At 39.0% G+C, this 26,454-nt stretch carries 24 protein-coding genes; 8 read left to right on the top strand and 16 right to left on the bottom strand.

Annotated elements, in window-relative coordinates:
* Window positions 1-4: 4 nt before the first annotated feature.
* On the bottom strand, window positions 5-1,288 hold the full coding sequence (locus tag ACWOEC_RS08365; RefSeq protein WP_455307349.1) for a serine hydrolase: 1,284 nt from the start codon (window positions 1,286-1,288) through the stop codon (window positions 5-7).
* A 9-nt stretch (window positions 1,289-1,297) separates the two neighbouring features.
* Entirely contained in the window at window positions 1,298-1,699 is a 402-nt protein-coding gene (locus ACWOEC_RS08360; protein ID WP_455307347.1) for a hypothetical protein, read from the bottom strand.
* A gap of 148 nt (window positions 1,700-1,847) precedes the next feature.
* Here ACWOEC_RS08360 and ACWOEC_RS08355 point away from each other — a divergent pair, with 148 nt between their 5' ends.
* The gene (locus ACWOEC_RS08355) at window positions 1,848-2,699 is read left to right on the top strand and encodes a transporter substrate-binding domain-containing protein (protein WP_297079791.1); all 852 of its coding nucleotides are present in this window, start codon (window positions 1,848-1,850) and stop codon (window positions 2,697-2,699) included.
* Entirely contained in the window at window positions 2,699-3,391 is a 693-nt protein-coding gene (locus ACWOEC_RS08350) for an amino acid ABC transporter permease (RefSeq protein WP_455307345.1), read from the top strand. The genes ACWOEC_RS08355 and ACWOEC_RS08350 overlap by 1 nt, the downstream gene beginning before the upstream one ends.
* Window positions 3,392-3,534: 143 nt before the next feature.
* On the opposite strand, the gene pnp is transcribed toward ACWOEC_RS08350, so the two are convergent.
* The 3 genes from pnp to ACWOEC_RS08335 form a co-directional block, all read right to left on the bottom strand.
* The gene (pnp, locus tag ACWOEC_RS08345) at window positions 3,535-5,685 is read right to left on the bottom strand and encodes a polyribonucleotide nucleotidyltransferase (protein WP_455307343.1); all 2,151 of its coding nucleotides are present in this window, start codon (window positions 5,683-5,685) and stop codon (window positions 3,535-3,537) included.
* A gap of 168 nt (window positions 5,686-5,853) precedes the next feature.
* Window positions 5,854-6,123 carry a 30S ribosomal protein S15 gene (rpsO, locus tag ACWOEC_RS08340; protein ID WP_455307365.1) on the bottom strand — a complete coding sequence of 90 codons (270 nt, stop codon included), beginning with the start codon at window positions 6,121-6,123 and terminating at the stop codon, window positions 5,854-5,856.
* A 130-nt stretch (window positions 6,124-6,253) separates the two neighbouring features.
* On the bottom strand, window positions 6,254-7,429 hold the full coding sequence (locus ACWOEC_RS08335; protein WP_455307342.1) for an AI-2E family transporter: 1,176 nt from the start codon (window positions 7,427-7,429) through the stop codon (window positions 6,254-6,256).
* A gap of 124 nt (window positions 7,430-7,553) precedes the next feature.
* On the opposite strand from ACWOEC_RS08335, the gene ACWOEC_RS08330 reads away from it, so the two are divergent.
* Genes ACWOEC_RS08330 through ACWOEC_RS08320 form a run of 3 tightly spaced genes read left to right on the top strand, consistent with a single transcriptional unit; the run spans window position 7,554 to window position 9,109 of the window.
* Complete coding sequence (locus ACWOEC_RS08330) at window positions 7,554-8,570, top strand: lactonase family protein (RefSeq protein ID WP_455307340.1); 1,017 nt, start codon at window positions 7,554-7,556, stop codon at window positions 8,568-8,570.
* A 13-nt stretch (window positions 8,571-8,583) separates the two neighbouring features.
* Complete coding sequence (locus ACWOEC_RS08325) at window positions 8,584-8,934, top strand: hypothetical protein (protein WP_297079781.1); 351 nt, start codon at window positions 8,584-8,586, stop codon at window positions 8,932-8,934.
* 13 nt (window positions 8,935-8,947) lie between these two features.
* Complete coding sequence (locus ACWOEC_RS08320; RefSeq protein ID WP_297079780.1) at window positions 8,948-9,109, top strand: hypothetical protein; 162 nt, start codon at window positions 8,948-8,950, stop codon at window positions 9,107-9,109.
* 220 nt (window positions 9,110-9,329) lie between these two features.
* Here ACWOEC_RS08320 and ACWOEC_RS08315 read toward each other — a convergent pair whose 3' ends face one another.
* The 3 genes from ACWOEC_RS08315 to metG form a co-directional block, all read right to left on the bottom strand.
* Window positions 9,330-9,758: a hypothetical protein gene (locus ACWOEC_RS08315; protein ID WP_455307338.1), complete on the bottom strand. Its 429-nt coding sequence runs from the start codon at window positions 9,756-9,758 to the stop codon at window positions 9,330-9,332.
* Window positions 9,759-9,900: 142 nt separating this feature from the next.
* Window positions 9,901-12,549, bottom strand: a complete 2,649-nt coding sequence (locus tag ACWOEC_RS08310; protein ID WP_455307336.1) for a cation-translocating P-type ATPase — start codon at window positions 12,547-12,549, stop codon at window positions 9,901-9,903.
* 261 nt (window positions 12,550-12,810) lie between these two features.
* Entirely contained in the window at window positions 12,811-14,820 is a 2,010-nt protein-coding gene (gene metG, locus ACWOEC_RS08305; protein ID WP_455307334.1) for a methionine--tRNA ligase, read from the bottom strand.
* 164 nt (window positions 14,821-14,984) lie between these two features.
* Between metG and ACWOEC_RS08300 the strand changes: the two genes are divergently transcribed.
* Window positions 14,985-15,254 carry a hypothetical protein gene (locus ACWOEC_RS08300; protein WP_297079772.1) on the top strand — a complete coding sequence of 90 codons (270 nt, stop codon included), beginning with the start codon at window positions 14,985-14,987 and terminating at the stop codon, window positions 15,252-15,254.
* Window positions 15,255-15,286: 32 nt separating this feature from the next.
* Window positions 15,287-16,117 (top strand): NUDIX domain-containing protein, encoded by an 831-nt coding sequence (locus ACWOEC_RS08295; protein WP_297079770.1) that lies wholly within the window; start codon window positions 15,287-15,289, stop codon window positions 16,115-16,117.
* Window positions 16,118-16,262: 145 nt separating this feature from the next.
* Here the strand turns inward: ACWOEC_RS08295 and ACWOEC_RS08290 are convergent, their stop codons facing one another.
* Genes ACWOEC_RS08290 through opp3b form a run of 5 tightly spaced genes read right to left on the bottom strand, consistent with a single transcriptional unit; the run spans window position 16,263 to window position 21,275 of the window.
* The gene (locus ACWOEC_RS08290) at window positions 16,263-17,258 is read right to left on the bottom strand and encodes an RNA-guided endonuclease TnpB family protein (protein WP_455307331.1); all 996 of its coding nucleotides are present in this window, start codon (window positions 17,256-17,258) and stop codon (window positions 16,263-16,265) included.
* Window positions 17,259-17,279: 21 nt separating this feature from the next.
* Window positions 17,280-18,227, bottom strand: coding sequence for an ABC transporter ATP-binding protein (locus ACWOEC_RS08285; RefSeq protein ID WP_297079766.1), 948 nt, complete (start codon window positions 18,225-18,227; stop codon window positions 17,280-17,282).
* A 15-nt stretch (window positions 18,228-18,242) separates the two neighbouring features.
* Window positions 18,243-19,283 (bottom strand): ABC transporter ATP-binding protein, encoded by a 1,041-nt coding sequence (locus tag ACWOEC_RS08280; RefSeq protein ID WP_297079764.1) that lies wholly within the window; start codon window positions 19,281-19,283, stop codon window positions 18,243-18,245.
* 4 nt (window positions 19,284-19,287) lie between these two features.
* On the bottom strand, window positions 19,288-20,334 hold the full coding sequence (gene opp3C / locus ACWOEC_RS08275) for an oligopeptide ABC transporter permease (RefSeq protein WP_455307329.1): 1,047 nt from the start codon (window positions 20,332-20,334) through the stop codon (window positions 19,288-19,290).
* Window positions 20,334-21,275, bottom strand: coding sequence for an oligopeptide ABC transporter permease (gene opp3b / locus ACWOEC_RS08270; protein WP_297079761.1), 942 nt, complete (start codon window positions 21,273-21,275; stop codon window positions 20,334-20,336). Before opp3b ends, opp3C begins: the two co-directional genes overlap by 1 nt.
* An 84-nt stretch (window positions 21,276-21,359) precedes the next feature.
* Here opp3b and ACWOEC_RS08265 point away from each other — a divergent pair, with 84 nt between their 5' ends.
* Window positions 21,360-21,695, top strand: a complete 336-nt coding sequence (locus ACWOEC_RS08265) for a DUF3899 domain-containing protein (RefSeq protein WP_297079760.1) — start codon at window positions 21,360-21,362, stop codon at window positions 21,693-21,695.
* A gap of 52 nt (window positions 21,696-21,747) precedes the next feature.
* On the opposite strand, the gene ACWOEC_RS08260 is transcribed toward ACWOEC_RS08265, so the two are convergent.
* The 3 genes from ACWOEC_RS08260 to rlmN all read right to left on the bottom strand — a co-directional run bounded on the left by ACWOEC_RS08260 (window position 21,748) and on the right by rlmN (window position 26,442).
* A complete protein-coding gene (locus tag ACWOEC_RS08260) occupies window positions 21,748-23,382 on the bottom strand; it encodes a peptide ABC transporter substrate-binding protein (protein ID WP_455307326.1) in 1,635 nt (544 codons plus the stop codon).
* Between the two features lie 108 nt (window positions 23,383-23,490).
* The gene (locus tag ACWOEC_RS08255; RefSeq protein ID WP_455307324.1) at window positions 23,491-25,146 is read right to left on the bottom strand and encodes a peptide ABC transporter substrate-binding protein; all 1,656 of its coding nucleotides are present in this window, start codon (window positions 25,144-25,146) and stop codon (window positions 23,491-23,493) included.
* A 198-nt stretch (window positions 25,147-25,344) separates the two neighbouring features.
* On the bottom strand, window positions 25,345-26,442 hold the full coding sequence (rlmN, locus tag ACWOEC_RS08250; protein ID WP_455307322.1) for a 23S rRNA (adenine(2503)-C(2))-methyltransferase RlmN: 1,098 nt from the start codon (window positions 26,440-26,442) through the stop codon (window positions 25,345-25,347).
* Between the last annotated feature and the right edge of the window lie 12 nt (window positions 26,443-26,454).

Below are 26,454 nucleotides of genomic sequence, written 5' to 3'. Positions count from 1 at the left end.
ATTCTTAAGAAAAAAAGGACGTGATTTTCTTCATCACTTGTTTGAAGAAAGAAGATGCTGCTTTGGTTTCAGTACTTAGATCATGTGCTTTTTCGATCGTGTCTTCACTAGCAATCACGACTGTTGGTGTTTTAGCTAAATAGCCTAACGTATTACTGGATAGTGTAACACTAGCTTGGCCGATTTGTTGTCCGCTGGCGATTGGTGCTACAAGCGTTTCTTGATTGAAAATAGGTGTGACCTCAAGCGTTCCAGGATCTGCTTGTTGATCCCATAATCGCAAGTCAGTCGTACTGTAAACATGAAGTACATCTTGCTTTCCCTCTTTGATCGTAATTGTTTGATCAAGTGGTGTATTAGCTGTCAGTACTTGTTTATTCACAAATCGACCTTTGATATAATCAAGTAATCTCGCGGTTTCTGTAAATCGTTTTTCAGCAAGTTCAAGTCCATCAGTCACGTCGTAGACAGCAGTTAGGATCTCTTGACCATCGATGATCGTACTTGCCACAAAACAAGCACCCGCTAAGTCCGTTGTTCCAGTTTTCAGCCCGTTAACACCTTCATATGTAAACGGTAAGCTAGGTAACATTTGATTGGTATTGGTTATCGTCACACTTTCTGTTGGCGTAGAATAAAATTCATAAGTCGGTGTTTGCGTGACAGTCAATACATCTGGAAAATCCAGTACTAAATGACGCGCGACGATCAACATATCTTTTGTCGTCATCTGATTTTCATCAGTTAGTTGCGATCCTGGATAACGCGCATCACCCAGATATTCATTTGGTAAGCCCGTGCTGTTTACGATGAGACCGTCTGTGATCTGCCAAGAAGCTAATTTAGCTCGCATCTGGTCGACAAATGCCGCTTCACTTCCAGCTATGTGCTCTGCTAAAGCCAAAACGGCTGCATTTGCTGATTCTAAAAAACCAGCATAGATCAAACTTTCCACACTATATGTCTGATCTTCATAAAGCGCCACGTTTGATAGATCAGGATCTAGACTTAAAGCAGATACTTGTGGTGAAATCGCTACTTGATCTGTCAATTGAATATGTTGTTGTGCTAGTTGTTCATAAATCAAATACATTGAGAGTAATTTTGTTGTCGAGGCGATAGACAACACTTCAGAGCTATTTTGTTCAAATAAAATCTGTCCGGTATTTGCATCAACCGCCATTGCCCCTTTAGCATCGATATGGAATTCTTGTGCTTGCGTGACTGTCGTCAAACTAAAATACAGACAGATCCCCAATAGGACGCTTGTTATTATCTTTTTTTTCATTTAGATCTCCTACACTTTTTTAATAAATACATGTCCACACTTCGAACAAGTTACTTTGATCTTCCCTTTGCCTTTTGGAGCTCGTAATTTCTGATGACAGTTCGGACATTCAAAATAGAGTTGTGTGACTCTTGATTTTTTTTGACGGCGCTTGAATAATTTCGTATCCAATGCTTGTAATCTTTCTTGTACTTTTTTATTTTCATTCAAACGCACATAGATTCGTTTTGAAAAAAAACGATACAAAACATAGATCACGATCAGGATAACGATAAAGCGTAAGAAACTCATAGAGTTAAAGGCGCTTAATAACCATAAGATCAAAGCGAGGACGATCAATACTCGATTCAAAAAATCAAAGCGACCATAACGACCACGCATCAAGTTTTGATAAGCTTGAATAAATTTCATTTAGTTGCTCCTTTTTCATTCGATTCTGTTTATTTTAGCATAGTTTTCTGCTTGGAAAAATAAAAATCTGGTTTTTTAACTTGACAAGACAGGCAGAAAACGATTAAATTGAACACGTTGTTGAAAAAAGAATAAAGCGAGGAATTACATGAAAGCAAAATGGGGACTAGCATTACTTGCACTAACAACTTTGGGTGTCTTGAGCGCATGTTCAAGCCAAAACGATTCATCTTCTTCATCTGATAAGAATTGGGATGCAATCGAGAAAAACAAAACATTGACGGTCGCAACATCAGGAACTCTTTATCCGGCATCATACCACAATGACAACAACGATTTAGTGGGATATGATATCGATGTGATCAAAGAAGTAGCCAAACGGATGAACGTCACACCAAAATTTGTCGAATACAATGTCGACGGAACACTTGCCGCGGTTCAAAACGGATCAGCAGATCTAATCGCAAATGACATGGGTGTCAACAAAGAACGTGAAAAACAATTCACTTTGAGTACACCGATCAAATATTCATTCGGTAGCATGATCGTGAGAAAAAGCGATGATTCCGGTATCAAAGATTTTGACGATCTAAAAGGAAAAAAAGCTGCTGGTGAAGCCACCACCAACTATATGAAAATCGCAGAACAAATGGGCGCCACACTTGTCAACTATGACAACGCCACAAACGATCAATATCTAACAGATGTTGCAAATGGTAGAACCGACGTGATCTTAAATGATTACTATCTACAAAAAATGGCCATCGCCGCGATGCCAGACGTACCAGTAAAAATCTTACCTGGTGTATACTTCAACTTAGACTCTTCGGGGTTCCTCATGAAAAAAGAAAGTACTACATTGATCCAACATGTCAATGATACTTTAGCCGAAATGAAAAAAGACGGCACACTCCAAAAAATCTCAAACACTTATTACAATGCAGATATAACTGAAAAACCAAATGAAACAATCACAAAAACGTTTGAAGTGAACGATTGATGCGGGCAACTCTTTATGTACCTACGATCGACTTTAAATTGATTTTTGAGACGCTACCTTATGTTTTAAAAGGAATTCCTTATACATTAGGGATCGCTCTAGTCAGTTTTTTGATTGGAAATATCATTGCCATCATTTTAACGATTCTACTCGAACGGGCCATTGCACCGATTCGTTATGTCATTCGTTTTTATGTGTCGTTTTTACGTGGTATTCCGATGATCGTACTGTTGTTTTTATTTTATTTTGGTTTGCCGATTCAATTGACTGCGATCGAAGCAAGCTGTTTGAGTTTTTCACTTTCAAGCAGTGCCTTTTTGACTGAGATCTACCGTGGGGCTTTAGCTGGTGTGGATGTTGGACAGCGAGATGCTGGTTATTCGTTAGGGTTTACTTATAGCCAATTGATGCGAAAAGTTGTTTTTCCACAAGCCTTCGTAACTGCCGTTCCTGCTCTTGGAAACGTGGCGATGGATGTCTTAAAAGGAACTTCTTTGACTGCAATGATCTCGGTGCCAGATATTTTCCAACTAGCTAAAATCGTTGGTGGTCGTAAATTTGATTTCTTTAGTATGTATATTTTAGTCGGTGTCTTGTATTGGTTGATGTGTCTATTGATCGGTGCGATCCAAAAACGCGCGGAAGCCCGTTTACTAAAAAACATGGGAATCTCAGCTGAAGATGAACGCTAAATTCCAGAAGTGATCAGTTTTAAAAAATAAGCCACAACATTTTCGATAATAGGTTCATCTATTTCGGTAATGATGCGGCTTATTTTTTCTTGAATAGTATTTAGGGGTGTGGCAGATTTCTGTCACACCCCCCTTTTCCATACTTATTTTTTATCGTCTGCTTTAGGTGCAGCTTCTTCTTTTTTCTCTTCAGGTTTTTCTAACAATACTTTACGTGATAAGTTTACACGTCCTTGACGATCGATCTCAGTGACTTTCACTTCGACTTCATCTCCAAGTTTCAATACGTCTTCAACATTATTTACACGTTCATGCGCAATTTGAGAGACGTGTAGTAGACCATCTTTTCCTTTGATCAAGTTCACGAATACTCCAAATTTTTCAACACGAACGACTTTACCCATGTAGATCTCACCGACTTTGACTTCTTTAGTCAATTCTTCGATGATTTCGATCGCACGTTTGATCATCGCCGCATCAGCTGAAGCGATCGACACATTACCGTCTTGATCGATATCGATCTTCACACCAGTTTCTTCGATAATCTTATTGATCGTATCGCCACCTTTACCGATCACATCTTTGATCTTAGATGGTTCGATTTGGATCATTTCGATCTTCGGAGCATACTCACTTAATTCTTCGCGAGGTGCGGCAAGTGTTGATGTCAATTCTTCTAGAATTTCCATACGTGCTTGTTTAGCTTGGTCTAATGCTTCACGTAAGATTTGTTCTGTGATCCCTTGGATTTTGATATCCATTTGTAAGGCCGTAATTCCATCTTTTGTTCCAGCAACTTTAAAGTCCATGTCTCCTAAGTGATCTTCTAGACCTTGGATATCTGTTAAGATCGTATAGTTTTCACCATCAGAAACTAATCCCATGGCAATACCCGCTACAGGTGCTTTGATCGGTACACCAGCATCCATAAGTGCTAATGTTCCTGCACAAATACTTGCTTGTGAAGAAGAACCATTTGATTCTAATACTTCAGCAACTAAACGAATTGTGTAAGGAAATTGTGCTTCGTCAGGAATCACTTGTGCTAAGGCACGTTCGCCTAATGCACCATGTCCGATTTCACGGCGACCTGGTGAACCTGCACGACCTGTAGATCCTACAGAAAATTGAGGGAAGTTATAGTGATGGATGAATCGTTTAGACTCTTCCACACCTAGACCATCAATGATTTGGTGTTCTCCTAAAGGTGCTAGTGTACAAGTAGATAATGCTTGTGTTTGTCCACGCGTGAATAGACCTGAACCATGAACACGTGGCAATAATTTAACTTCTGAAGCCAGTGAACGGATCTCATCTAATTTACGACCATCCGGACGGATTTTATCGATCGTAATCAATTCGCGTACCACATCTTTTTCAAGATCTTCTGCGATTTGTTTGATTTCTTTTGTCATACGTGCTGCTTCTTCAGCTTCTAATGCTTCTGCTTTTTCGGCATAGATTTCTTTAACGGTTTCTTTCACACGTTCGATTTCTTCTTCACGTGCTAATTTTTCTTCGGTCATAACGGCCGTTTTCATTGTTTCATAATACGCGTCATAAACTTCTTTAGAAAGATCGGCGTCCACTTGTAAAAGTGTGACATCCATTTTTTCTTTTCCAACAGCTACTACGACTTCTTCTTGGAATGCAACGATTTCTTTGATCGCTTCATGACCAAATAATAATGCATGTAACATATCTGTTTCTGATACTTCTTTAGCACCAGATTCTACCATGTTGATCGCTTTACTTGTTCCAGCAACGGTCAATTGGATATCTGATTGTTCGTTTTGTTCTACTGTTGGGTTTAATACGTATTCGCCATTTACACGACCTACGTCTACTCCAGCAATCGGTCCATCAAATGGGATATCTGAAATCGCCAACGCCAATGAAGAACCTAACATTGCTGCCATCGATGGAGAGCAATCTTGTTCCACACTCATCACGATATTGGTTACTTGGACTTCATTACGGAAACCTTCAGCAAACATCGGACGAATCGGACGGTCGATCAAACGCGCTGTTAGTGTTGCATCGGTACTTGGACGACCTTCACGTTTGATAAAACCTCCAGGGATTTTTCCTACTGCATACATTTTTTCTTCATAATTGATTGTTAATGGGAAGAAATCTGTATCTTTTGCTTGTTTTGAGGCTACAGCTGCACTTAACACGACTGTATCGCCATAGCGGACTAATACTGCTCCGTTGGCTTGTTTGGCTAGTTGATTGACTTCAACTGATAAAGGGCGACCGCCCCAAGTTGTACTAAATACTTGCTTTGTCATAACTTCTCCTTTTCTGCTATGCGTTGCGTCTGCTACTAAACAAATGAAAACACAAAATTTTTTTAAGCTTTCATTTGGTTAGTAGTGCGCGTTTCACACGATCATAGCGGGGGTTTTTATCAAAAAAAAGTGAGATTCGCTTGAACCTCACTTTTTTCATTCGCTTGATTAACGACGTAATCCTAAAGATTGGATCAATTCACGGTAGCGAGCTACGTCATTGTTACGTAGGTAAGCTAATAAGTTACGACGGTGACCAACTTTTTTCATTAGTCCACGTTGTGAATGGTGATCTTTTTTGTGTTCACGGATGTGTTCGTTTAAAGTGTTGATTTCTTCAGTCAATACAGCGATTTGTACTTCTGGAGAACCAGTATCTCCTTCGTGACGTGCATATTGAGCGATGATTTCGTTTTTGCGTTCTTTTGAAATTGCCATTTGTAATTCCACCTCTTCATAATATTTCCCAGCGACTGAGTAAAACGTTGGTGATTCGTCAAACCAAGACGTGGGTTGTGTTTTCACACATTACTACTTTACTTGATTCTACTAAAAAATGCAAGTTTGATTATTCGATTTTACGTGCTTCTATCTGCTCTTCTTCATATAGATTAGAAACCGTTTTGTACCACTCAAAAATATGTGTGATCACAACTTTAGCGGCTGCATAAACTGGAATTCCTAAAATCACACCGGCTAATCCGAATAATTTCCCAGATGTTAATAACACAAATAAAATCGTAACTGGATGGATCGATAGCTGACTCCCTAAAACCAATGGTGAGATCAAACGCCCTTCAATCGTTTGCTCGACTACAAATACGATTAAAACTTTCACAAGTAAGATCGGTCCTCCGACGATACCTAGAAAAACAGCGGGAACCATCGCCAAAAATGAACCTAAATAAGGAATCAAGTTTAACGCACCGGCTACGATACCTAATGTGATCGCATAATCTAACCCAATGATCGAAAATAAGATCATAAAGATCACGGCAACTAAAAAGGCGACAGTAAGTTGTCCTCTAATATAAGAAGAGACTTGATCATTCATTTCTTTTAACACGACTAAAGTCGGTTGACGAAACTTTGTAGGTAAAAATTTAACCAGATATCCAGGTAATTTTTTCCCATCTTTTAATAGATAAAATAAGATAAACGGCATCGTGATGATCGCAACAGTGATCGTAGCGACTGCGCCAAAGAAATTACCGATATTTTGAAACGTACTTTTAGAAACATTTTTTGCTACATCTGTGATCGAAGAAATCAATTTTTCACTAGACGAAGCGACTTGTTCTTGAAATTGTTTGAAGATCGGATCGGAAAAAACCTCATCGATCCCTTTTTCAGCTGCTGTCATATAAGATGGAAAATTATCGATAAAACTGACCGTCTGATCACGGATCTCTGGGATGATCACCACGACTCCCCATACGATCAATCCAATCACTACCACAAATAAGAACAGAATACTATACAGACGTTTGACACCCTTCTTTTCTAGAAAGTCTACAGCAGGATTCATCAAATAATACAAAATCCCAGACAATACGATCGGTAAGCCGACTACTGATAAAAATTGACCTACTGGTTCAAACAGATAGGCTACCTTTGTAAACGTAAAAATAATCAAGAGTAACAATAAAACAACTAATAGAGATGTCACAACCTGATTATTTAAAAACCACTTCCAAAACCAAGAAGTCGGTCGTTGTGTTGTCGATTTTGATTGCTTATCCAATCAAATTCCCCCTTTGCGACGATTTGTTTCATTATAGCATATTCTTTATTTGTGAACGCTTTTTTAGCGAGTCTGCACTTCATATGGTACAATAACGTTATCTTTGATTACAGGAGGCATACGAATGATTGAAAATTTTTTATTAGGTACGTATACAAAACGTGAAAGTGAAGGGATCTATGAGATCGCTTTAGATACTGACAAAAAGGAACTGACTGACTTGACTCTTTTAACAAAAGAAAGCGGTCCTACTTACTTAGCCAAAAGTGACGCTGGAAATCTTTATACGGTCACTTCAATCGATGGTAAAGGCGGTATCACAGCTTACGATGCTTCTTTCAATTCATTAAACTCAGTAACTGCTGAAGGAGCTTCACCTTGTTATGTCGCAGTCGACGAGCCTCGCCAACTTGTGTATGGGGCAAATTACCATAAAGGTGAGATCACCGTTTATCAAATCAATAAAGATGGTTCTTTGACTTTAACGGATTCTGTGATTCATACTGATGAAGTTGGTCCTCATGAAAATCAAGATCATGCACATGCTCATTATGCTGACTTGACACCTGATCAACGTTTAGTAGCATGTGATCTAGGAACAGATCGTGTGTATACTTATGATGTATCCAATGAAGGAAAATTGACGTTAGTCTCTACGTATAAAGCAGAACCAGGAACTGGTCCACGTCATATCACGTTCCATCCAACTAAACCTATTGCTTACTTATTTGGTGAATTGGATAGCACTGTAACGGTCTTAAGTTATGACGAAACGACTGGTGCCTTTGCACAACAACAAAAAATTTCGACGCTTCCAGAAGGTTACGATGCCTTTAACGGTGGCGCAGCGATCCGCGTGTCAAAAGATGGACGCTTTGTCTATGCATCAAATCGCGGGCATAACTCGATCGCTTTATTTAGCGTAAACGAGAATGGCCAATTGACGTTTGTCGAACGCGTTGCTAGTGAAGGAGATATTCCACGCGATTTCAACTTCAATCAAACCGAAGACTTTATTATCTGTGCACATCAAAACTCAGATAACTTGACGTTATTTGCTCGTGATGCAGATACTGGTAAATTGACCGTAGTTCAAAAAAATGTTTACGCACCAGAATGTGTCTGCGTAGCATTCGCCTAAAAGGAGACGACTTATGTTTGGTAAAACCCCTCAAGAATTGATCGTAAAAGATTTTTCAAATATCTATAATAAATGTCACGCAGTGAGCGAATTGGTTACGACCAGAAGATTCAATGAACAATTAGCGATCTTAACGACTGCAGAGATTTATGCGATCGCTGAAAAAGCTTATGTACGGTGTGATGTATTTCCTGAATTACAAACACAAGAAATCTCAGATTTTGTCAATGCGTTTGATACCTTCTATTTTGAACTAAAGCAAGTCTTATTCCACGACAACGATGATTTTGACTCTTTACGAAATCGTGTCCGTCAAATGAGAGAAGCATTTGAAATCGTCAATGATTCGTTCAACTTATTATAGGATGTGAGTAGTGATGACTAAAGAAGAAGTCTTGGCTCGTTTACAAAAAGAGCTAGAACTCCCACGATTGACCATCAAGCTCGATGAAAAAAGTTATACTGAAACAGACTATCAAGTACTCAAACAACAACTTTTGTCTTATTTCGAAGACTACGTTCGACAAGTTGAAAATTAAAAAAGGCTGTGACAGATTTCTGTCACAGCCTTTTTAGAATACAAAAAAAACCACTAGGTTGGTTAGGCCCAGCGGAAAAAAGGAGTATTTACTCATTGGGATGAGTAAATATAATAAAAAGGTTATTGTTGGTTATAGACTTATTATACGCAGAATTTACTGACTTACTTGAAAATAAGCTAATAGTTTCATTAAATTCTTCTCGTTTTTATTGCATGATTTAGCGCATCAACATTTGTGTCATTTTTTGGATGCTAACAGCAATTTCATCTGTCGCTTGATCTTGTTTGGCTTCTGCTGCATTAAAAGCCTCGATATCTACTTTTGGTTGTAGACTCAAAACCATCTCTTCACACCCTGCCACATAGGCCATATACGAGCGTTCGAATTTTTTATGGATCCCTAGGATACGTGCTGGCGGGCGTAACGTGCTGATTTGTTCTAGCATCAATTTGTATTTATCCGTCCCACCTTGAAATTCAGCTACGATCTCGGCTAAGCGTTCTTGCGATAATTCTGCTGTTTTATGATCATCGATCGCTGTACGGATCTCTTCAAAAGAAGGATTTAATGTAGTGCCGATCTTTTCTGTATCATTTACGATCGTGTTGACCATTGAAATATAATAACCTAAATCTGGTTTTTTCATGTTGTTCTTCCCTTCTATCTTGTTTCTAAAATTATTCTACCGTGTTTTATATCCACACGCAAACGAAAAAGGGAATGTGACAAAAGTCTATCACATCCCCTAAAAATTAAATCAACAGCGTTCCAGAAGTAGCACTTTTAAACTAGGCTGCTTTTTTACGCAATACTAGTTTAGCGATTTCCATTAAAACAATCGCTCCGATCGCTAAAGCAATCGATGCAAAGAATTCTGGTAACCCAAAGGTAGTTGGAATCGAGAAGATCCCGCGAACACCTGGTAATAAAGTAAAGGCATATAAAGCACCACAGAAGGTAATCGCATAAAGTACTGCTTTGTTACTAAAGAATCCTGCTCCGATAGCTGTTTGGATATTCGAACGAGCTGGTAAAATCTGTAATGTACGCGCCAAGATCAAAGTTGAAAATGACATGGCCACGCCTAATTCCATCGACTGTTGCATTCCGATAAACTGTGCGATGATTACAACTGCTCCAATCAAGATCCCACGATACGTTACAGAGATCAAAGTATCGCCAGCAAAGATCCCTTCTTTAGGATCACGAGGTTTGCGGTCCATGATATTTGGCTCGGCTTTTTCCATTCCTAAAGCGATTGCTGGTACAGAGTCATTTACTAAATTGATAAACAACAATTGTAACGCTGTAAATGGATTGTTCCAGTCCATGACTAAAGCAAAGATGATCGCAATGATTGCACCTAAGTTTCCAGCAAATAAATAGGCAACAGATTTTTTGATATTGTCAAAGACCTTACGACCAACTCCGATCGCACGTACGATCGACGCAAAGTTATCATCAGTCAAGACCATTGCTGCGGCATCTTTAGCCACTTCAGTTCCTGTTCCCATAGCAATTCCGATATCTGCTTGTTTCAATGCTGGGGCATCATTTACTCCATCACCAGTCATTGCGGAAATATTGCCTTTGTTTTGCCATGCCCGTACGATACGGATTTTATTTTCTGGTGAAACGCGAGCATACACTGAAACTTTTTCTAGTGTTGCATTTAATTCTTCTTCAGATAATGCATCAAGTTCTGCTCCCGTCAATGCTTGATCGCCTTCTTCATATAACCCGATCTCTTTTGCAATCGCACGAGCAGTTGTCTTATGGTCACCTGTGATCATGATTGGTTTGATACCTGCACTTTTTGCTTGTTTGATGGCATCAAATACCTCTTCACGTGGTGGATCGATCATCGCAAGTAATCCCAAGAACGTGAAATTATTTTCATCATCCAACGTTACCTCATTTGTTTCGATCGGTTTATAGGCAAATGCCAAAACACGTAGCGCTTTATTTGAAAATTCTTCATTTTTTGCTTGTAAAACTTGGCGTGCTTGATCGTCCATTTCTTTGACTTCTGCTTGTTCTAGATAATGTGTACTTAAAGAGAAGATGATATCCGGTGCCCCTTTAGTCAACAACACTTTTTTTCCATCGATCTCATGCACTGTCGACATCAATTTACGATCAGAATCAAAAGGTAATTCAGCCAATCTTGGATAGATTTGACGCATTTCATCAGAAGACTGCGAAAGTTCATTGGCAAAGTCGATCAGAGCGATCTCAGTTGGATCCCCAATTTTTTTGCCTTCTTCATTGACAGAAGCATCATTGGCTAAGACGGCTGCTTGTAACAAGCGTTCTTCGTCTTTTTCTAAAGTATCTTTTCCAAATGAAGCTTCTCGGCCTAATAAATAGGATTCGACAACAGTCATTTTATTTTGTGTCAATGTACCTGTTTTATCGGTACAAATAATACTTGTTGAACCTAATGTTTCAACGGCTGAGAGTTTGCGGATAATTGCATGTTCTTTAGCCATCTGTTTTGTTCCCATCGATAATACGATAGTCACGATCGACTGTAGCGCTTCGGGAATCGCGGCTACCGCTACCGCTACGGCAAACATGAAGGCATTGATTACGCTTGGCCAAACATCACTTGGACCTTCGATAAAGATCCGCGCCAATTGGATTCCAAAAATAATGACAGACAACGCCAAGATCGCAAGACCTAATTTTTGTGAGAATTTGTCAAGATTGCGTTGTAACGGTGTTGCTGAAGTCGTTGCATTATTTAATAAATCGGCGACTTTTCCGATTTCCGTCGTGTTACCCGTATCCGTAACTAAAAATTTACCGCGTCCATAAACGACTAATGTCCCACTAAAGACCATATTGACACGGTCACCGACTTGCGCTGTCTGATGAAGTGTCGTCACTTCTTTTTCAGCTGGAACGGATTCACCTGTCAACATCCCTTCATCGACTTTTAAGCTTCCTGCTTCTAACAATCGACCATCTGCGGGAACAAAATCCCCCGCATCGAGTAAAACGATATCCCCTACGGCAACTTCACGAGCCGGGATCGTTGTAGCTTCATTGTCACGTAACACTTTAGCTGACGGGGAAGACAACTTTTTTAAAGCATCGAGTGAGTTTTCCGCTTTTTTCGTTTGGATCACGCTCACAACAGAATTTAGCAATAGTACCGCAAAAATAACTAATGATTCGATCGTTGAACCCATAATCATCTGCACAATCGCTACGATCAGTAAGACGATGACCATTGCGTCTTTGAACGTTTCCAGAAACAATTTCCAGACCGGTGTTTGTTCCTTAGCTTTTAGCTCATTGTACCCATCTTTTTCTAACTTTTCTTTGGCTTGCTGGCTGCTTAAACCTGTCTCACTAGTTTGAAACTCTGTGAGTAAGCTGTCTACCTCTTGTTGGTAATACGGTTTGTTTTCCAATGTTGATCCCTCCATTTGTTTGACTGCTGACGAAAATAAGAAAAGACCTAAGATAATCACTCGATTCTTACAATCAAATAATTATCTTAGGTCTTACCGTTTAAAATAATACCAGAAAACCGATCACTCGGTTAACTTACTGTTGATATTATCGCGACTTTCGCCACCAGTTACTCCCCTAAGAGTATGAATATTCTGTAATAAGAATAACAAACTTCTAAATAAAATGCAATTGAAACGATCAAAAAAGCTGAGTCGAATGACTCAGCTTTTTATTTAGGCAATGATCGAACCGTTTGGCATGCCTTTTGGCGCTTCGACTACTTGTAATTTTCCATTTGGATCTTCGGCAGATAAAATCATTCCTTGACTGATCAAGCCACGGATTTTGCGCGGTTTCAAGTTCGCTACGATCACGACTTTTTTCCCGATCAATGTACTTGGCGACTCATAATACTCTGCAATTCCAGATAAAATCTGACGATCTTGAACATCGCCAGCAGCTAAACGAAATTGCAACAATTTATCCGCACCTTTGACTTTTTGGCAATCAATGACTTCAGCGACCTTTAATTCGACTTTATCAAAATCCTCGTAAGCGATTTGTTTATCTTTAACTGAAATAAATTCAGTTTCTGCTGGATCCCATTTGACTGAAGCATCCGCACTTTGAGTTCCTTCAGCCATTTTTTCTTTGATGTAAGCTACTTCTTCTTCAATATCTAGACGTGGGAAAATCGGTGTTCCTTTTTCTACCACTTTGATATCTTCTGGAAATTCGCCAAAATGTAGACTCGTTAGATCTCCAGTGATCTCTTTTAATCCTAATTGTTCAAAGATTCTTGCCGGAGTTTCCGTCATGATTGGCTGTAACACTAAGGCAACTAGACGCAGTGACTCTGCTAGATGGATCATAACGCTATCTAATTCAGCTTGTTTGTCTTCTTCTTTTGCTAAGACCCAAGGTTGTGTTTCGTCGATATATTTATTTGCACGAGAAACAAGCGTCCAGATCTCTGCTAAAGCTGTCGAGAACTCCATTTTATCCATTGCTTCACGGTAACGACCGATTACATTAGCAGCTGTCGTGGATAGTTCGCTATCAAAAGCAGTTACTTTTGATTTATAGGTCGGTACTTGACCATCGCAATATTTATTGATCATCGCGATCGTACGATTTAGTAAGTTTCCTAAATCATTTGCTAGATCATAATTTACTCTTGAGACAAAATCTTCTGGTGTGAAAATCCCATCACTACCAAATGGTACAGAACGCAATAAGTAATAACGCAATGCATCTAAACCATAACGTTCGACTAACATTTCTGGATAGACGACATTCCCTTTTGATTTAGACATCTTGCCTTCTTTCATCAATAACCAGCCATGGCCAAAAATTTGCTTTGGTAATGGTAGATCTAATGCCATCAGCATGATCGGCCAATAGATCGTATGGAAGCGTACGATTTCTTTTCCAACCATATGGACATTTGCTGGCCAATATTTTTGGAACAATTCATCGTGATCCGTACCATAGCCTAAAGCAGAGATATAGTTTGCTAGTGCATCGATCCAGACATAAACGACATGTTTAGGGTCATTTTTAACTGGGATTCCCCAAGAAAATGTCGTACGTGATACTGCTAAGTCTTCTAAACCTGGTTTGATAAAGTTGTTGATCATTTCATTTTTACGTGATTCCGGACGAATAAACTCTGGGTGCTCTTCATAATAGGCCAATAAGCGATCTGCGTATTTACTCATTTTAAAGAAATAAGATTCTTCTTTGACTAACTCGACTTCATGTCCGCTTGGCGCTTTTCCGCCCGTTACATTGCCTTCATCATCGCGATAAACTTCAGCCAATTGCGTTTCAGTAAAAAATTCTTCATCAGAAACGGAATACCAACCTTCATATTCACCAAGATAGATATCGCCTTGGTCTAGAAGTTGTTGGAAGATTTTTTGAACTGTTTCTTTATGATAGTCATCCGTCGTACGAATGAATTTATCGTAACTAATATCTAGTGTCTTCCATAATTTTTGGACATCCGCTGCCATTTTGTCCACATATTCTTGCGGTTTGACACCTAGTTCAGCAGCTTTTGTTTCAATTTTTTGTCCGTGTTCGTCTACACCTGTTAAATAAAACACATCAAATCCCATCAAGCGTTTATAACGTGCAACTGCATCACACGCGATCGTTGTATATGAGTTTCCGATATGTAATTTCCCACTTGGATAATAAATCGGCGTTGTAATATAAAAAGTTTCCTTTTCAGCCATGCGTGAGCTTCCTCCTCTGTACTTCGAAAGTATTCTTCGATAGTATACCATATTTTAAATTTATCGTAGTCAAATTTCTCTGTATTTTCTCATTTTACCCTAGCATTTTTTTGTGTATCGTCGTTTTTTTGCTATAATAACAAAAAAAGAGAAGGGGCGAAAACATGCGTAAAAAACAGTCGATTTTTATTTTATCGCTAAGTGTGCTGACCGCGTTTCATATCGTGTTTGCAAATTTCTATCCACGCATCTATGGCTATATGAATGCACAAGACCGTTTGACTGCCTTTCTTAGTGTGTCGGTTATTATCCGCGGCTTGCTGTTGATTTTGATTTCGATCGCAGGCTTCACTTGTATTCGTGAAAACCGCCGATTATTGCCGATTTATCTTGGACTATTCTTAGTGAATCTTGTACTATTTTTCTTTATTTAATGAGTATCGACTTGATTTGAAAGGAGTACCGTATGCAATTTACAGATCGTGAGCAAGAAAAAGAATACTATGAACATCAGGCGACACAAGCGGAATTTTTAACTTGGTATCAGCAACAAGAAAAACCAAAATATGTGACCCCCTCTTTAACCGTCGATATGGTCTTGATGTGTTACAGTCGTCAAGATGATCAGCTAAAAGTGCTACTGATCAAACGAAAAGGACATCCTTATAAAGATTCTTGGGCATTACCTGGAGGCTTTGTCAATCAACATGAGTCGACTGGTGAAAGTGTCTTACGGGAGACGAAAGAAGAAACTGGTGTCTTGATCTCTACACAAAACATCGAACAATTACACACGTTTAGTACTCCAGATCGCGATCCACGCGGCTGGGTCGTCACCGTTAGTTATTTGGCCTTCATTGGAGAAGAACCCCTAACTGCAGGAGACGATGCGCAAGATGTCCGTTGGTTTTCGCTAGAACGTCACGACAAAATGATCGTGTTGCAAAATGAAGATATCTCGATCAAACTTGATCTAACGACGGGTGAAGCTTCTGGTACTAATCAACTGGCCTTTGACCATAGTGAGATCATTTTACGCGCATTCAAACGTATCTTGAATAAGATGGATCACGAGCCACAAGTTTTGCAAGTATTGGGCAATGACTTCACCATTACTGAGGCCCGTAAAGTATTTGCGAAATTTTTAGGTGTAGATTATCGTTCGATCGACCACTCTAATTTGAAAAAATCACTGCTCCATTTTTTACATGAAACAGGTGAAAAACCGATGGGTATCGGTCGGCCTTCCAAAACTTATCGCTTAGATTCCGATTCGTTTGGTGAAGATCGCTTTTAAATACAAAACACACTCCGAAAAATCGGAGTGTGTTTTTTGGTTTTTCATAATTAGTGAGCTGTTATTCCTAGAAACAAAAAGACTTAACTTTTTTCTATACCCTAGGCGATCCCTGGCGCCCCTATCCAGTTCTAGTTTTGATTGATTACGAAAAAAACTCCCGACCTAAGTGTTCAATCTGTTCACTTTTGGTTTGTTGATCACTTTTAACATCGATCAACCGTAGCTCTTTTCCATACCACTTACCCTTATAACGTAATTTTTGCATAAATAAATGCCAGTCGGTTTCAGTAAATGAACAATTTTTTTCAAAATTAGGTTCTTTTTCAAGAAACACGTAATCATATTCCTCAATCAACTTTAATGTCAATTTATCGATATAATCCGTCTTTTGATACATCCGCGTCAAATAGAGTTTATCTACTCGTCGTTTTTGTTTCTGATAATTTTTGGCACATTCTCGATGCAATTTACGCTTTTTCACTATTTTCGCTCGTAACTCCAACTTTTGACGCGCTCGAGCCAATCGCGCTTCGACCGTATTCTCATGTGGCACTGGTAAGTTCTCTTTCCCACAAGAGACACTGACTAAATGTTTCGGACAATAAGCTACTCCTACGACTTTCTTGGTTTTTGGTAAAGCCGTGATCTCTTCTAGACACAATAAGGAAACATAGTACTCTTCTCCATTTTTCGCTGAGATCGTAGCGGATTTGATTTGTCCTTTTACTTCGCGGTGCTGATGAATGTCGATCAACGATTTAAGCTTTGGCACTTTCAGCTTTCCTTCTTCAAAATAAATCGTATGTTTTTGATTATTTGTCGTATAGGATTGCCAAGTTTTTTTCTTACTTTTTAAATTTGGATAGCCTGCGCGCCCTTTGAAAAAATTCAAAAAGGCGCGATCTAGATTTCGCTGAGCGTTAGCTAGTGCGAGACTATCGGTTTTCTTTAAAAAGGGGTACGTAGCTTTTAATGAAGCTGGTGTCAACTTCAAACTCTCTTTTGAGTAATGGTCTTCTTTGCGTGCCATCAGTAAGTGATTGTACACAAAGCGTACACAGCCAAATGTTTGGGTAAAAAATTTTTGTTGTTCTTCATTTGGATAGATACGAAACCGATAACCTTTTAAGACATTCATTGGCTAGCCCCCTTTGCAAGATTAGGCTTTTGCTGCAGCTTTCTTCGCGGCTAATTTTTCTTGATACATTGCAACTTCGTCATCGGCTGCATAAACAAAATGACCATCTGCGATTTCTTGCATCCGTCGTGGTTTATTTGGATCTAAAGTACTTGCGTATTTGATACGTTTACGTTTGCGTTCGATTTCTGGATCTGGTAATGGAATCGCTGAAAGTAAACTTTCCGTATAAGGATGGACTCCATAGTTATACACTTCATCGCTTGATCCCACTTCTAATAATTTTCCTAAGTGCATCACGCCAATACGATCACTGATATGTTTGACCATCGACAAGTCATGGGCAATAAAGAGATACGTCAAATTATGCTCAGCTTGAAGATCTTGCAATAGATTGACCACTTGTGCTTGGATCGATACATCGAGTGCTGAGATCGGTTCATCACAGATAATAAATTTAGGATCTACCGCTAACGCTCGAGCGATCCCGATACGTTGACGTTGTCCACCTGAGAATTCATGCGGATAACGTGTTCCATGCGACGGATTTAATCCAACGGTACGTAAGAGATCATCGACACGTTGATTCCGTTCTTGTGGATTTTTCGCAAGACCATTTACATCGATTCCTTCAGCGATAATATCACGAACCTTCATTCGTGGATTTAAAGAGGCATATGGATCTTGAAAGATCATTTGCACTTCACGACGGAATTTTGCTAAATCTTTTTTCCCTTTGATCTTCATCACGTCATCGCCGTTGAATAAAATTTGACCGTCTGTAGGTTCATTCAATCGGATTACACTACGACCAGTAGTCGATTTTCCACTACCAGATTCCCCTACTAGTCCAAAGGTTTCACCTTCATAAATGTGAAAGGTAATATCATCGACGGCTTTTACTTCGTCTTTACGGCCAACATTAAAGTATTGTTTTAGGCCTTGTACATCTAATAAAACTTTTTTCACTTACCTTTCCTCCTCTTAATCTTCAAATGCATGTTCGCGGAATTTTTTCCAACGAATTTGGATTTCTTCTGGTGGTGTCACTTTTGGCGCTTGTGGTGCAAGTAACCAAGTAGCTGCTTTATGCGTTGGCGATACATCGAAAAACGGCGGTTGTTGTTCCGCATCGATTTGCATCGCAAACTCATTACGTGGATAGAATGCATCTCCTACTGGTGGTTGCAATAAGTCCGGTGGTGAACCTGGGATCGCGTATAAACGTTCCCCATTATTTTCAAGAGTTGGCATTGAACCAAGTAAGCCCCATGTATAAGGATGTTGTGGATTATAAAAGATCTCACGCGCTGTTCCAATCTCAATGATTTTCCCAGCATACATCACAGCTACACGATCCGCAACGTTGGCTACTACTCCAAGGTCATGGGTAATAAAGATAATCGATGAATTGATTTTCTTTTGGATATCTTTTAACAATTCTAAAATTTGTGCTTGGATCGTCACATCTAGAGCGGTTGTAGGCTCATCTGCGATCAAGACTTGTGGATAACAGATCAACGCGACCGCGATGACGATCCGTTGTCGTTGTCCACCTGAAAATTGGTGAGGATAGTTCTTTAAGCGTTTTTCCGCATTTGGGATCCCCACTAGATTTAATAGTTCAAGAGCTTGTGCCATAGCATCTTTTTTAGATACTTTTGTGTGTTTCATTAATGATTCAGCAACTTGTTTTCCAATTGGCATCGTTGGATCTAGTGATGTCATTGGATCTTGGAAGATCATTGCAATTTCTTTACCGCGCATTTTTTGTAGTTCTTTTTCACTTTTCATGACGATATCTGAACCATTAAATAAGATTTGACCGTTCTCAATATTCGCATTTCCAGCTAAAAGTCCCATAATACTACGAGTCGTAACTGATTTCCCACTTCCAGACTCTCCTACGATCGCAAGTGTTTCACCTTCATGCAAATCAAAACTTACGTTACGAATCGCTTGGACTTTTCCAGCATAGGTATCAAAAGAAATTTCTAAGTCTTTTACTTCTAATATTTTTTTCATGCTATCACTCTTTCATCTTCGGATCAAACGCGTCACGCAAGCCATCAGCTAATAAGTTAAAGCCAATCATGATTGCTGAAAGCGTTACGGCCGGAATCCATAATTGATATGGTAAGAATAGGAATGTTTTGTATCCATCACTTAGCAATGTTCCTAGTGAAGCTGCTGGTGGACGTAAGCCCAACCCAATAAAGCTTAAGAAAGCTTCAAAGAAGATCGCTGACGGAATACTAAACATCATTTGAATAATAATCACGCTTGAGATATTTGGCAAAATATGTTTAAAAGCGATTTTTGATTTGGTTTCACCTAAGGTCGTCGCAGCCAAGACAAATTCTTGATCTTTTAATTTCATGGTCTGCGCCCTGACAATTCGGGCCATAGGAATCCAGTTGGTTACGGCCATAGCAGCAATGATTGACGGAATCCCTGGTTCTAATACAACTAACATCAAGATCATCACAACTAAGTTCGGAATCCCTGATAAGATCTCTAAAATACGTTGCATGATATTATCGACACGACCACCAAACAGTCCTGAAATCAGACCGTATGTGACCCCGAAAATAATATCTAAACTCGCCGCAATAAAGGCGATCAATAATGAGATACGTGTTCCCATGAATAAACGACTTAGTAAATCACGACCTAAGCTATCTGTTCCAAGATAGAAATAAGTATCTTTAGGTACTCCTGCTTGCTCGTATTTATTGACTAATTTTCCACCGACTTCAGCATAACCGTTTAACCCATTGATATTGATTCCTGGAATCTTTGGTGGTAAGTTCGTATATTTCACATTTTGTGCAGTTGGATCGTGTGGCGTCGCAACAATCGTTACAACAGAGATCAAAATAATGATCGATAAGAAAATAATCGAAAAGACAGCTGCTTTATTTTTTTTCAAACGACGCCAAGAATCTTGCATAAATGTCAAAGAAGGCATTGCGATTTCTTCGCGTTTATCGCTTGTTTCTTTTTTTAATGGTTCAAAAGCTGAAACTGGGATTGCTTCGATTTCTTTTGGTGATAAATGATTTGAGTTTTCCATTACCCACGACTCCCTTCTGATACACGAATACGTGGATCAACGATACCATATAAAATATCTACGATTAAAATAACAAAAATCAACATTGCAGAATATAAAATCGTCACAGCCATGATGGTTGGATAGTCATTTGTTGTGATCGATTTTACGAATTGTTCCCCGATACCAGGGATCGCAAAGATGTTCTCAACAACAAGTGAACCTGTCATCAAGCCTACTGCCAAAGGTCCTAATAAAGTTAAAAGTGGGATCAAACTATTCCGCAAACCATGACGGAAGACGATTTCCCAACGACTCAATCCTTTAGCACGTGCTAATTCAACATAATCGCTATGCAAAACCTCAACCATTTCCGTTCGAATGAAGCGTGCCGAATCGGCTAATGGTGACATAGCTAATGCGATCGTTGGTAAGATCGTGTAGGCAAATGAATCCCATTTCGCAATCGGTAAAATGTGTAGTTTCATCGCAAAAACATATTGTAACAATACTGCAAATACAAAGTTAGGGATTGAGCGGCCTAAGATCGCCACTAAAGTAGCTGTTGTATCGATCCATGTATTTTGACGCATCGCAGAGATCGAACCTAGTAAGATCCCGCCAAGTGTTCCGACGATGATCGCTTGTAACCCTAATTGTAAAGATGGTCCGATACGTGCGCTAAGTAAGTTTGCTACTGGTTGATTTTTAAATTGGAAAGATACACCAAAATCAAAATGCAACAGATTAGATAAATAGATCCCGTATTGGACGATAACTGGTTTATCTAGTCCCATTTGTTTATTTAATAAGGCAATCTGTTCCGCACTTAATTTTTCAGCATTCGTATAAGGTGTTCCTGGTAATAATTTCATTAAGAAATACGTGATTGTTGCAATGATCCATAGCGTGATCAACATAAAGAAGACACGTTTTAGGATATATTTAAAAAAACTATTCACTTCTTGTTCCTCCTAAGTGTTTTGACTTATAAACAATAATTTTGTAAAGTTATTTTATTATTTATGTATAGAAAGGAGTCTCACATGCATCTTAGAAAGAGTACATGGGTTATCAGTCTCAGCTGTCTTCTTGTCAGTCTTGTTTGGTTAGTCTTCAAAAACCAACTTACCTTTTCCCATTTATCTGACGTCCTTTTTTTGTTTACCCTTTTCTTTTTGATCATCGGTGCGTTATTATGGGTATTTGCTTCTGGATCATTTGATTTTTTTCAATACTCCATGAAAAAAGCCTTTAAAAAAGCCGATGATGAGTATTTAAAATTATCTGATGTCGGAAAATCAAGTTATCGTTTTTGGTTAGAACCAGCAGTGATCTTATTACTATTGAGCTTGATCAGTCTGGCTTGCTCAAACCTATAAAAATGAGGACGAGCTAGAGCGATTTCGCTCTAGCTTTTCACTCATTTATTTTTTATTCGCTAACTTTTACCCATTTATAATCATATTGTGCTCCAGAGCTATGTGTTACGACTCCTTTGAAATCAGGATTACGTAGATGTGCTTGTGCTTTTTGGAATACCGGTGTCACTCCTTGTTGTTCCATAATCACTTTTTCTGCCCCTAGTAGATCTTGCCAACGTTTATCTGGATCAGCCACATCTGTCGTACCAGAAGCTTCCACTAACTGATCGTATTCTGGATTACTCCACTGACCACGGTTATATGAATTTCCAGTCACGAACAAATCTGTAAAGCTACTTGCATCGGCGTAATCTGCGCCCCAGCCACCCATTACAACGTCGAAATCACCCGCACTTGAACGATCTAAACGAACAGCAAAAGGTACTGGTGATACGGTCACTTTCACACCATCAAGTTGTTCTTGGACTGCATTTTGAATGTATTCAACTACTTTTTTCGTAGAATCATCATCAGATGCAATAATGTCAAACGTTAATGAATCGATTCCCAATTCTTGCTTCGCTTTTGTCCAATATTCTTTAGCTTTTTCAGGATCATAAGAAACTAACGTACCCGCAGCTTCTGTAAATTCGGTACCATCTGGCCCAAACGTTAGATTTTTCGGAATCAATCCAGTCGATGCGATCGAACCATCACCCAATACATTTTTGATCAATGCATCGCGGTCTAGAGCATATGAGATCGCTTGACGTAGATTTGCATTACGAAATGGTGAATCTTCTTTTCGTTGATTGTACTCAAGATAAGAAGTACGACCATCTTCTTCTGAAACGAAAGCTTCATCGTTTGCCATTTGTTGTGCAAGTTCACCTGATAAAATCACATCATCTGCTTGGCCATCTTTGAATAGATTTAAAGCCGTAGACGATTCTTTGATGACACTAACATTGATTTTATCTAAGTCAACATTGTCCTTGTCCCAATACTCGTCATTTTTCGTATAACTCCAAGTCGTATCTGTTCCTGGTCCATCAAAATCCGTTAAGGTAAATGGTCCATTATAGACAGATTTGTCGCTTGCAGTCGCATATTTATCTCCATTTGCTTCAACCACTTTTTGATTTTGTGGGAAGAAAGAAGGAAATGCTAATAAATATTGGAAATAAGGTGTGGCTTTTGCTAACTTGATTTCTAATGTGTGATCGTCAACTGCTTTGATCCCTAATTGATCAACTGCTTTTTTTCCTGCTACGATATCAGCAGCATTTGCAACTGATTCAAATAAATAGGCATATTCAGACGCCGTATTTGGATCAACCGTACGTTGCCAACCATAGACATAATCCGCAGCTGTTACTGGATCACCATTTGACCATTTCGCATTGTCTCTTAATTTGATCGTATAGGTTAATCCATCCCCACTGACTGTTGCAAGTTCACTTGCTCCAGCTGGTTGCGGTTTATTCTCCGCATCCAAACGATAGATTCCCTCGTACACATTATTTAACGCCGTAAAACTGATTGTATCAGTCGCTACCGATAGATCTGCTGATGGCATTTCTTGTTGAACCGCAACATTAAACACTTTTTCAGTTTTTTGATTGCTGTCAGCACTATTGCCGGTCGAACAACCTGCTAAAACTAATCCACATAACACTAAAAAACCAACTGTACTTTTTTTCATATAACCCATCCCCTTTTTTTCCGCTAAACGCAAACCTCTCTCTAGAGCAAGAGATGTCGATCTAGTAAGTAACCAACTGACTAGATCGACAAATCTAAAAGAGTATGATTATTGTTCGATATATGTCCATTTGTAATCGTATTTCGCACCCGCACTGTGGTGAACGATTCCTTTAACTTCAGGATTCACTAAGTGTGCTTCAGCTTTTTGATACAATGGCACGACACCTTGTTGATCCATGATGATTTTTTCGCCGGCTAATAAATCATTCCAACGTTTTTCTGGATCATTGGCATCGGTTGTAGCAGCTGCTTCGATTGCTTTATCGTATGAAGCATCGCTCCATTGACCACGGTTGTAAGAGTTACCTGTAACAAATAGATCTAAGAAACTACTTGCATCTAGGTAGTCAGCTCCCCATCCGCCCATTACAACATCAAAGTCACCCGCACTTGAGCGATCTAGACGTACCGAGAATGGTACTGGGCTAAGTGTTACGCTCACACCATCTAAAGATTCTTGAATCGCACTTTGTAAGTACTCTGTGATTTTTTTAGATGAATCTGTATCTGAAGACAAGATATCAAATTTCAATGAATCGATATTCAATTCTTTCTTCGCTTTTTCCCAATGTTCTTTTGCTTTTGCTTGATCATAAGCTACTTCATCACCTGCAGCTTTGGCAAAGTCTTCGTCACCATTTGGACTTGTCATTAAATCTTTTGGTACTAGACCAGTTGATGCGATCGAACCATCACCTAAGATAGAATCGACTAAAGCTTTACGGTCGATTGAGTAAGAGATTGCTTTACGTAAGTTTTCGTTACGGAAAGGTGAATCTTCTTTACGTTGATTCATTTCTAAGTAACTTGTTGTTGCTTCTGGTTCTGCCACGTAAGCTGGATCATTTGCCATTTGTTGCGCTAATTCACCACTTAACACGATATCATCTGCTTTGCCGTCTTTAAATAAGTTTAAAGCTGTTGACGATTCTTTTACGACACTTACATCGATTTTTGATAATTTCACATTATCTTTATCCCAGTAATCATCATTTTTTGTATAACTCCAAGCAGTATCTGTACCTGGTCCATCAAAGTCTGTTAAAGTAAATGGTCCATTATAAACAGATTTATCGCTCTTTTGTGCGTAATCTTTACCCATTTCTTCAACCACTTTTTGATTTTGTGGGAAGAATGTTGGGAAAGCTAATAAGTAATCAAAGTATGGTGTTGCTTTTTCTAAAGTGATTTCTAATTCAGTATCACTTACTGCTTTGATTCCTAATTGATCTGGAGCCATTTCACCTTTTGTGATCGCTGCAGCATTTTTAACAGGTTCGAATAAGTAAGCATACTCAGAAGCCGTTTCTGGTTTCACTGTACGTTGCCAGCTGTAAACATAATCCGCTGCCGTTACTTTATCACCATTTGACCATTTCGCATCGTCACGTAATTTGATTTTATACGTTAATCCATCTTCACTGACTTCAGCCATCTCAGCAGCGCCAGCAGGTTGTGGTTTATTGTCTTTATCTAAACGATAGACCCCTTCGTAAACATTGTTCAACGCAGTAAAACTGATTGTATCTGTTGCAAGTGAAATATCCGCACTTGGCATCTCTTGTTGAACGACTAAATTAAATACTTCTTTTTTAGAATCATCTGAAGCACTACTTGAATCAGATGATGATCCGCCAGTTGTACATCCAGCTAATGCTAAACCACAAACAGCGACAAACCCATAAGCTAATGATTTTTTCATACGCTAAAATTCTCCTCTATCTTTTCTGATTTTTCAGAATACTTGCTATTATCTGAATTAAGTTAGATTTTAATTAGTAATTATTAAAAAAGCAAGTGTAAATCCCCAAATTATGAAAAAAAAATTCATAATTCGCTAAATTCGTGACAAAATTAGGCAAAATTATGAATTTTCTATCGTTTATTTACGTATTTTTCGTTATACTTCGACTTTTTTGGTATTCGCTACACGACGACGACGACGTTCTTTAGCGATTTGTTTGCTTCGTAATTGTCCACAAGCAGCATCGATATCCGTTCCATGCTCTTTTCTAATCACACAATTAATTCCCGCCTTTTTCAGGGTATCATAAAAAGCCAGTACGGTTTGTTTACTACTACGAGAATATTGATCATGTTCACTGACCGGATTATACGGAATCAAATTGACATAGGTCAGCTTTCTTTTATCTTTCAATAAAGCCGCTAGCTCTTTTGCGTGTTCAACTTGATCATTGACCCCACTGAGCATAATGTACTCAAATGTGATTCGTCGATTGGTCGCTGCTAAGTATTCATCGACGGCTTCCATTAATCTTTCTAGAGGAAAGGTGTTATTGATCTTCATAATTGCACTGCGAACATCATTATTTGGTGCATGTAGCGAGATCGCTAAATTGATTTGTAACGGCTCTTTAGCAAATGCTTTGATTTGTGGAACTAACCCACTGGTCGATACCGTAATATGGCGTGCACCGATAGCCAACCCTTTGGCATCATTAACGATCGTTAAGAAATTGATCAAATTTCGATAGTTGTCAAAAGGTTCCCCGATCCCCATCACTACGATATGTGAAACGCGTTCTCCTTGGTTGCGTTGGTCAAAATAATGTTGGACCATCATGATTTGTGCAACGATTTCTCCAGCTGTTAAATCACGTTGCTTCTTTAAAATTCCACTCGCACAAAACGTACAGCCAATATTACATCCAACTTGGGTCGTGACACAGACAGATAGCCCATATTCTTGACGCATCAAAACCGTTTCTATCATATGCTTGTCAGGTAACTGAAATAAATATTTCACCGTACCATCTGCAGATTCTTGGACGACAACTTGGTTTAATGGATTTATGCAAAATGTTTGAGCTAAGATTGCCATAAATGATTTAGATAAATTCGTCATCTCTTCAAATGAAGTCACACGTTTACTGTACAACCACTCCCAAACTTGATTTGCACGGTATGCTTTCTCTCCTTGCTCGATCACCCAATTGGTTAACTCCGTTTTTGTAAGTCCATAAATTGACGGTTGCATAAAGACGCCTCT

The organism is Enterococcus bulliens (genome assembly GCF_053761865.1).
The sequence above is the reverse complement of the archived record's forward strand: the minus strand, read 5'-3'. Positions and strand labels throughout refer to the sequence as shown.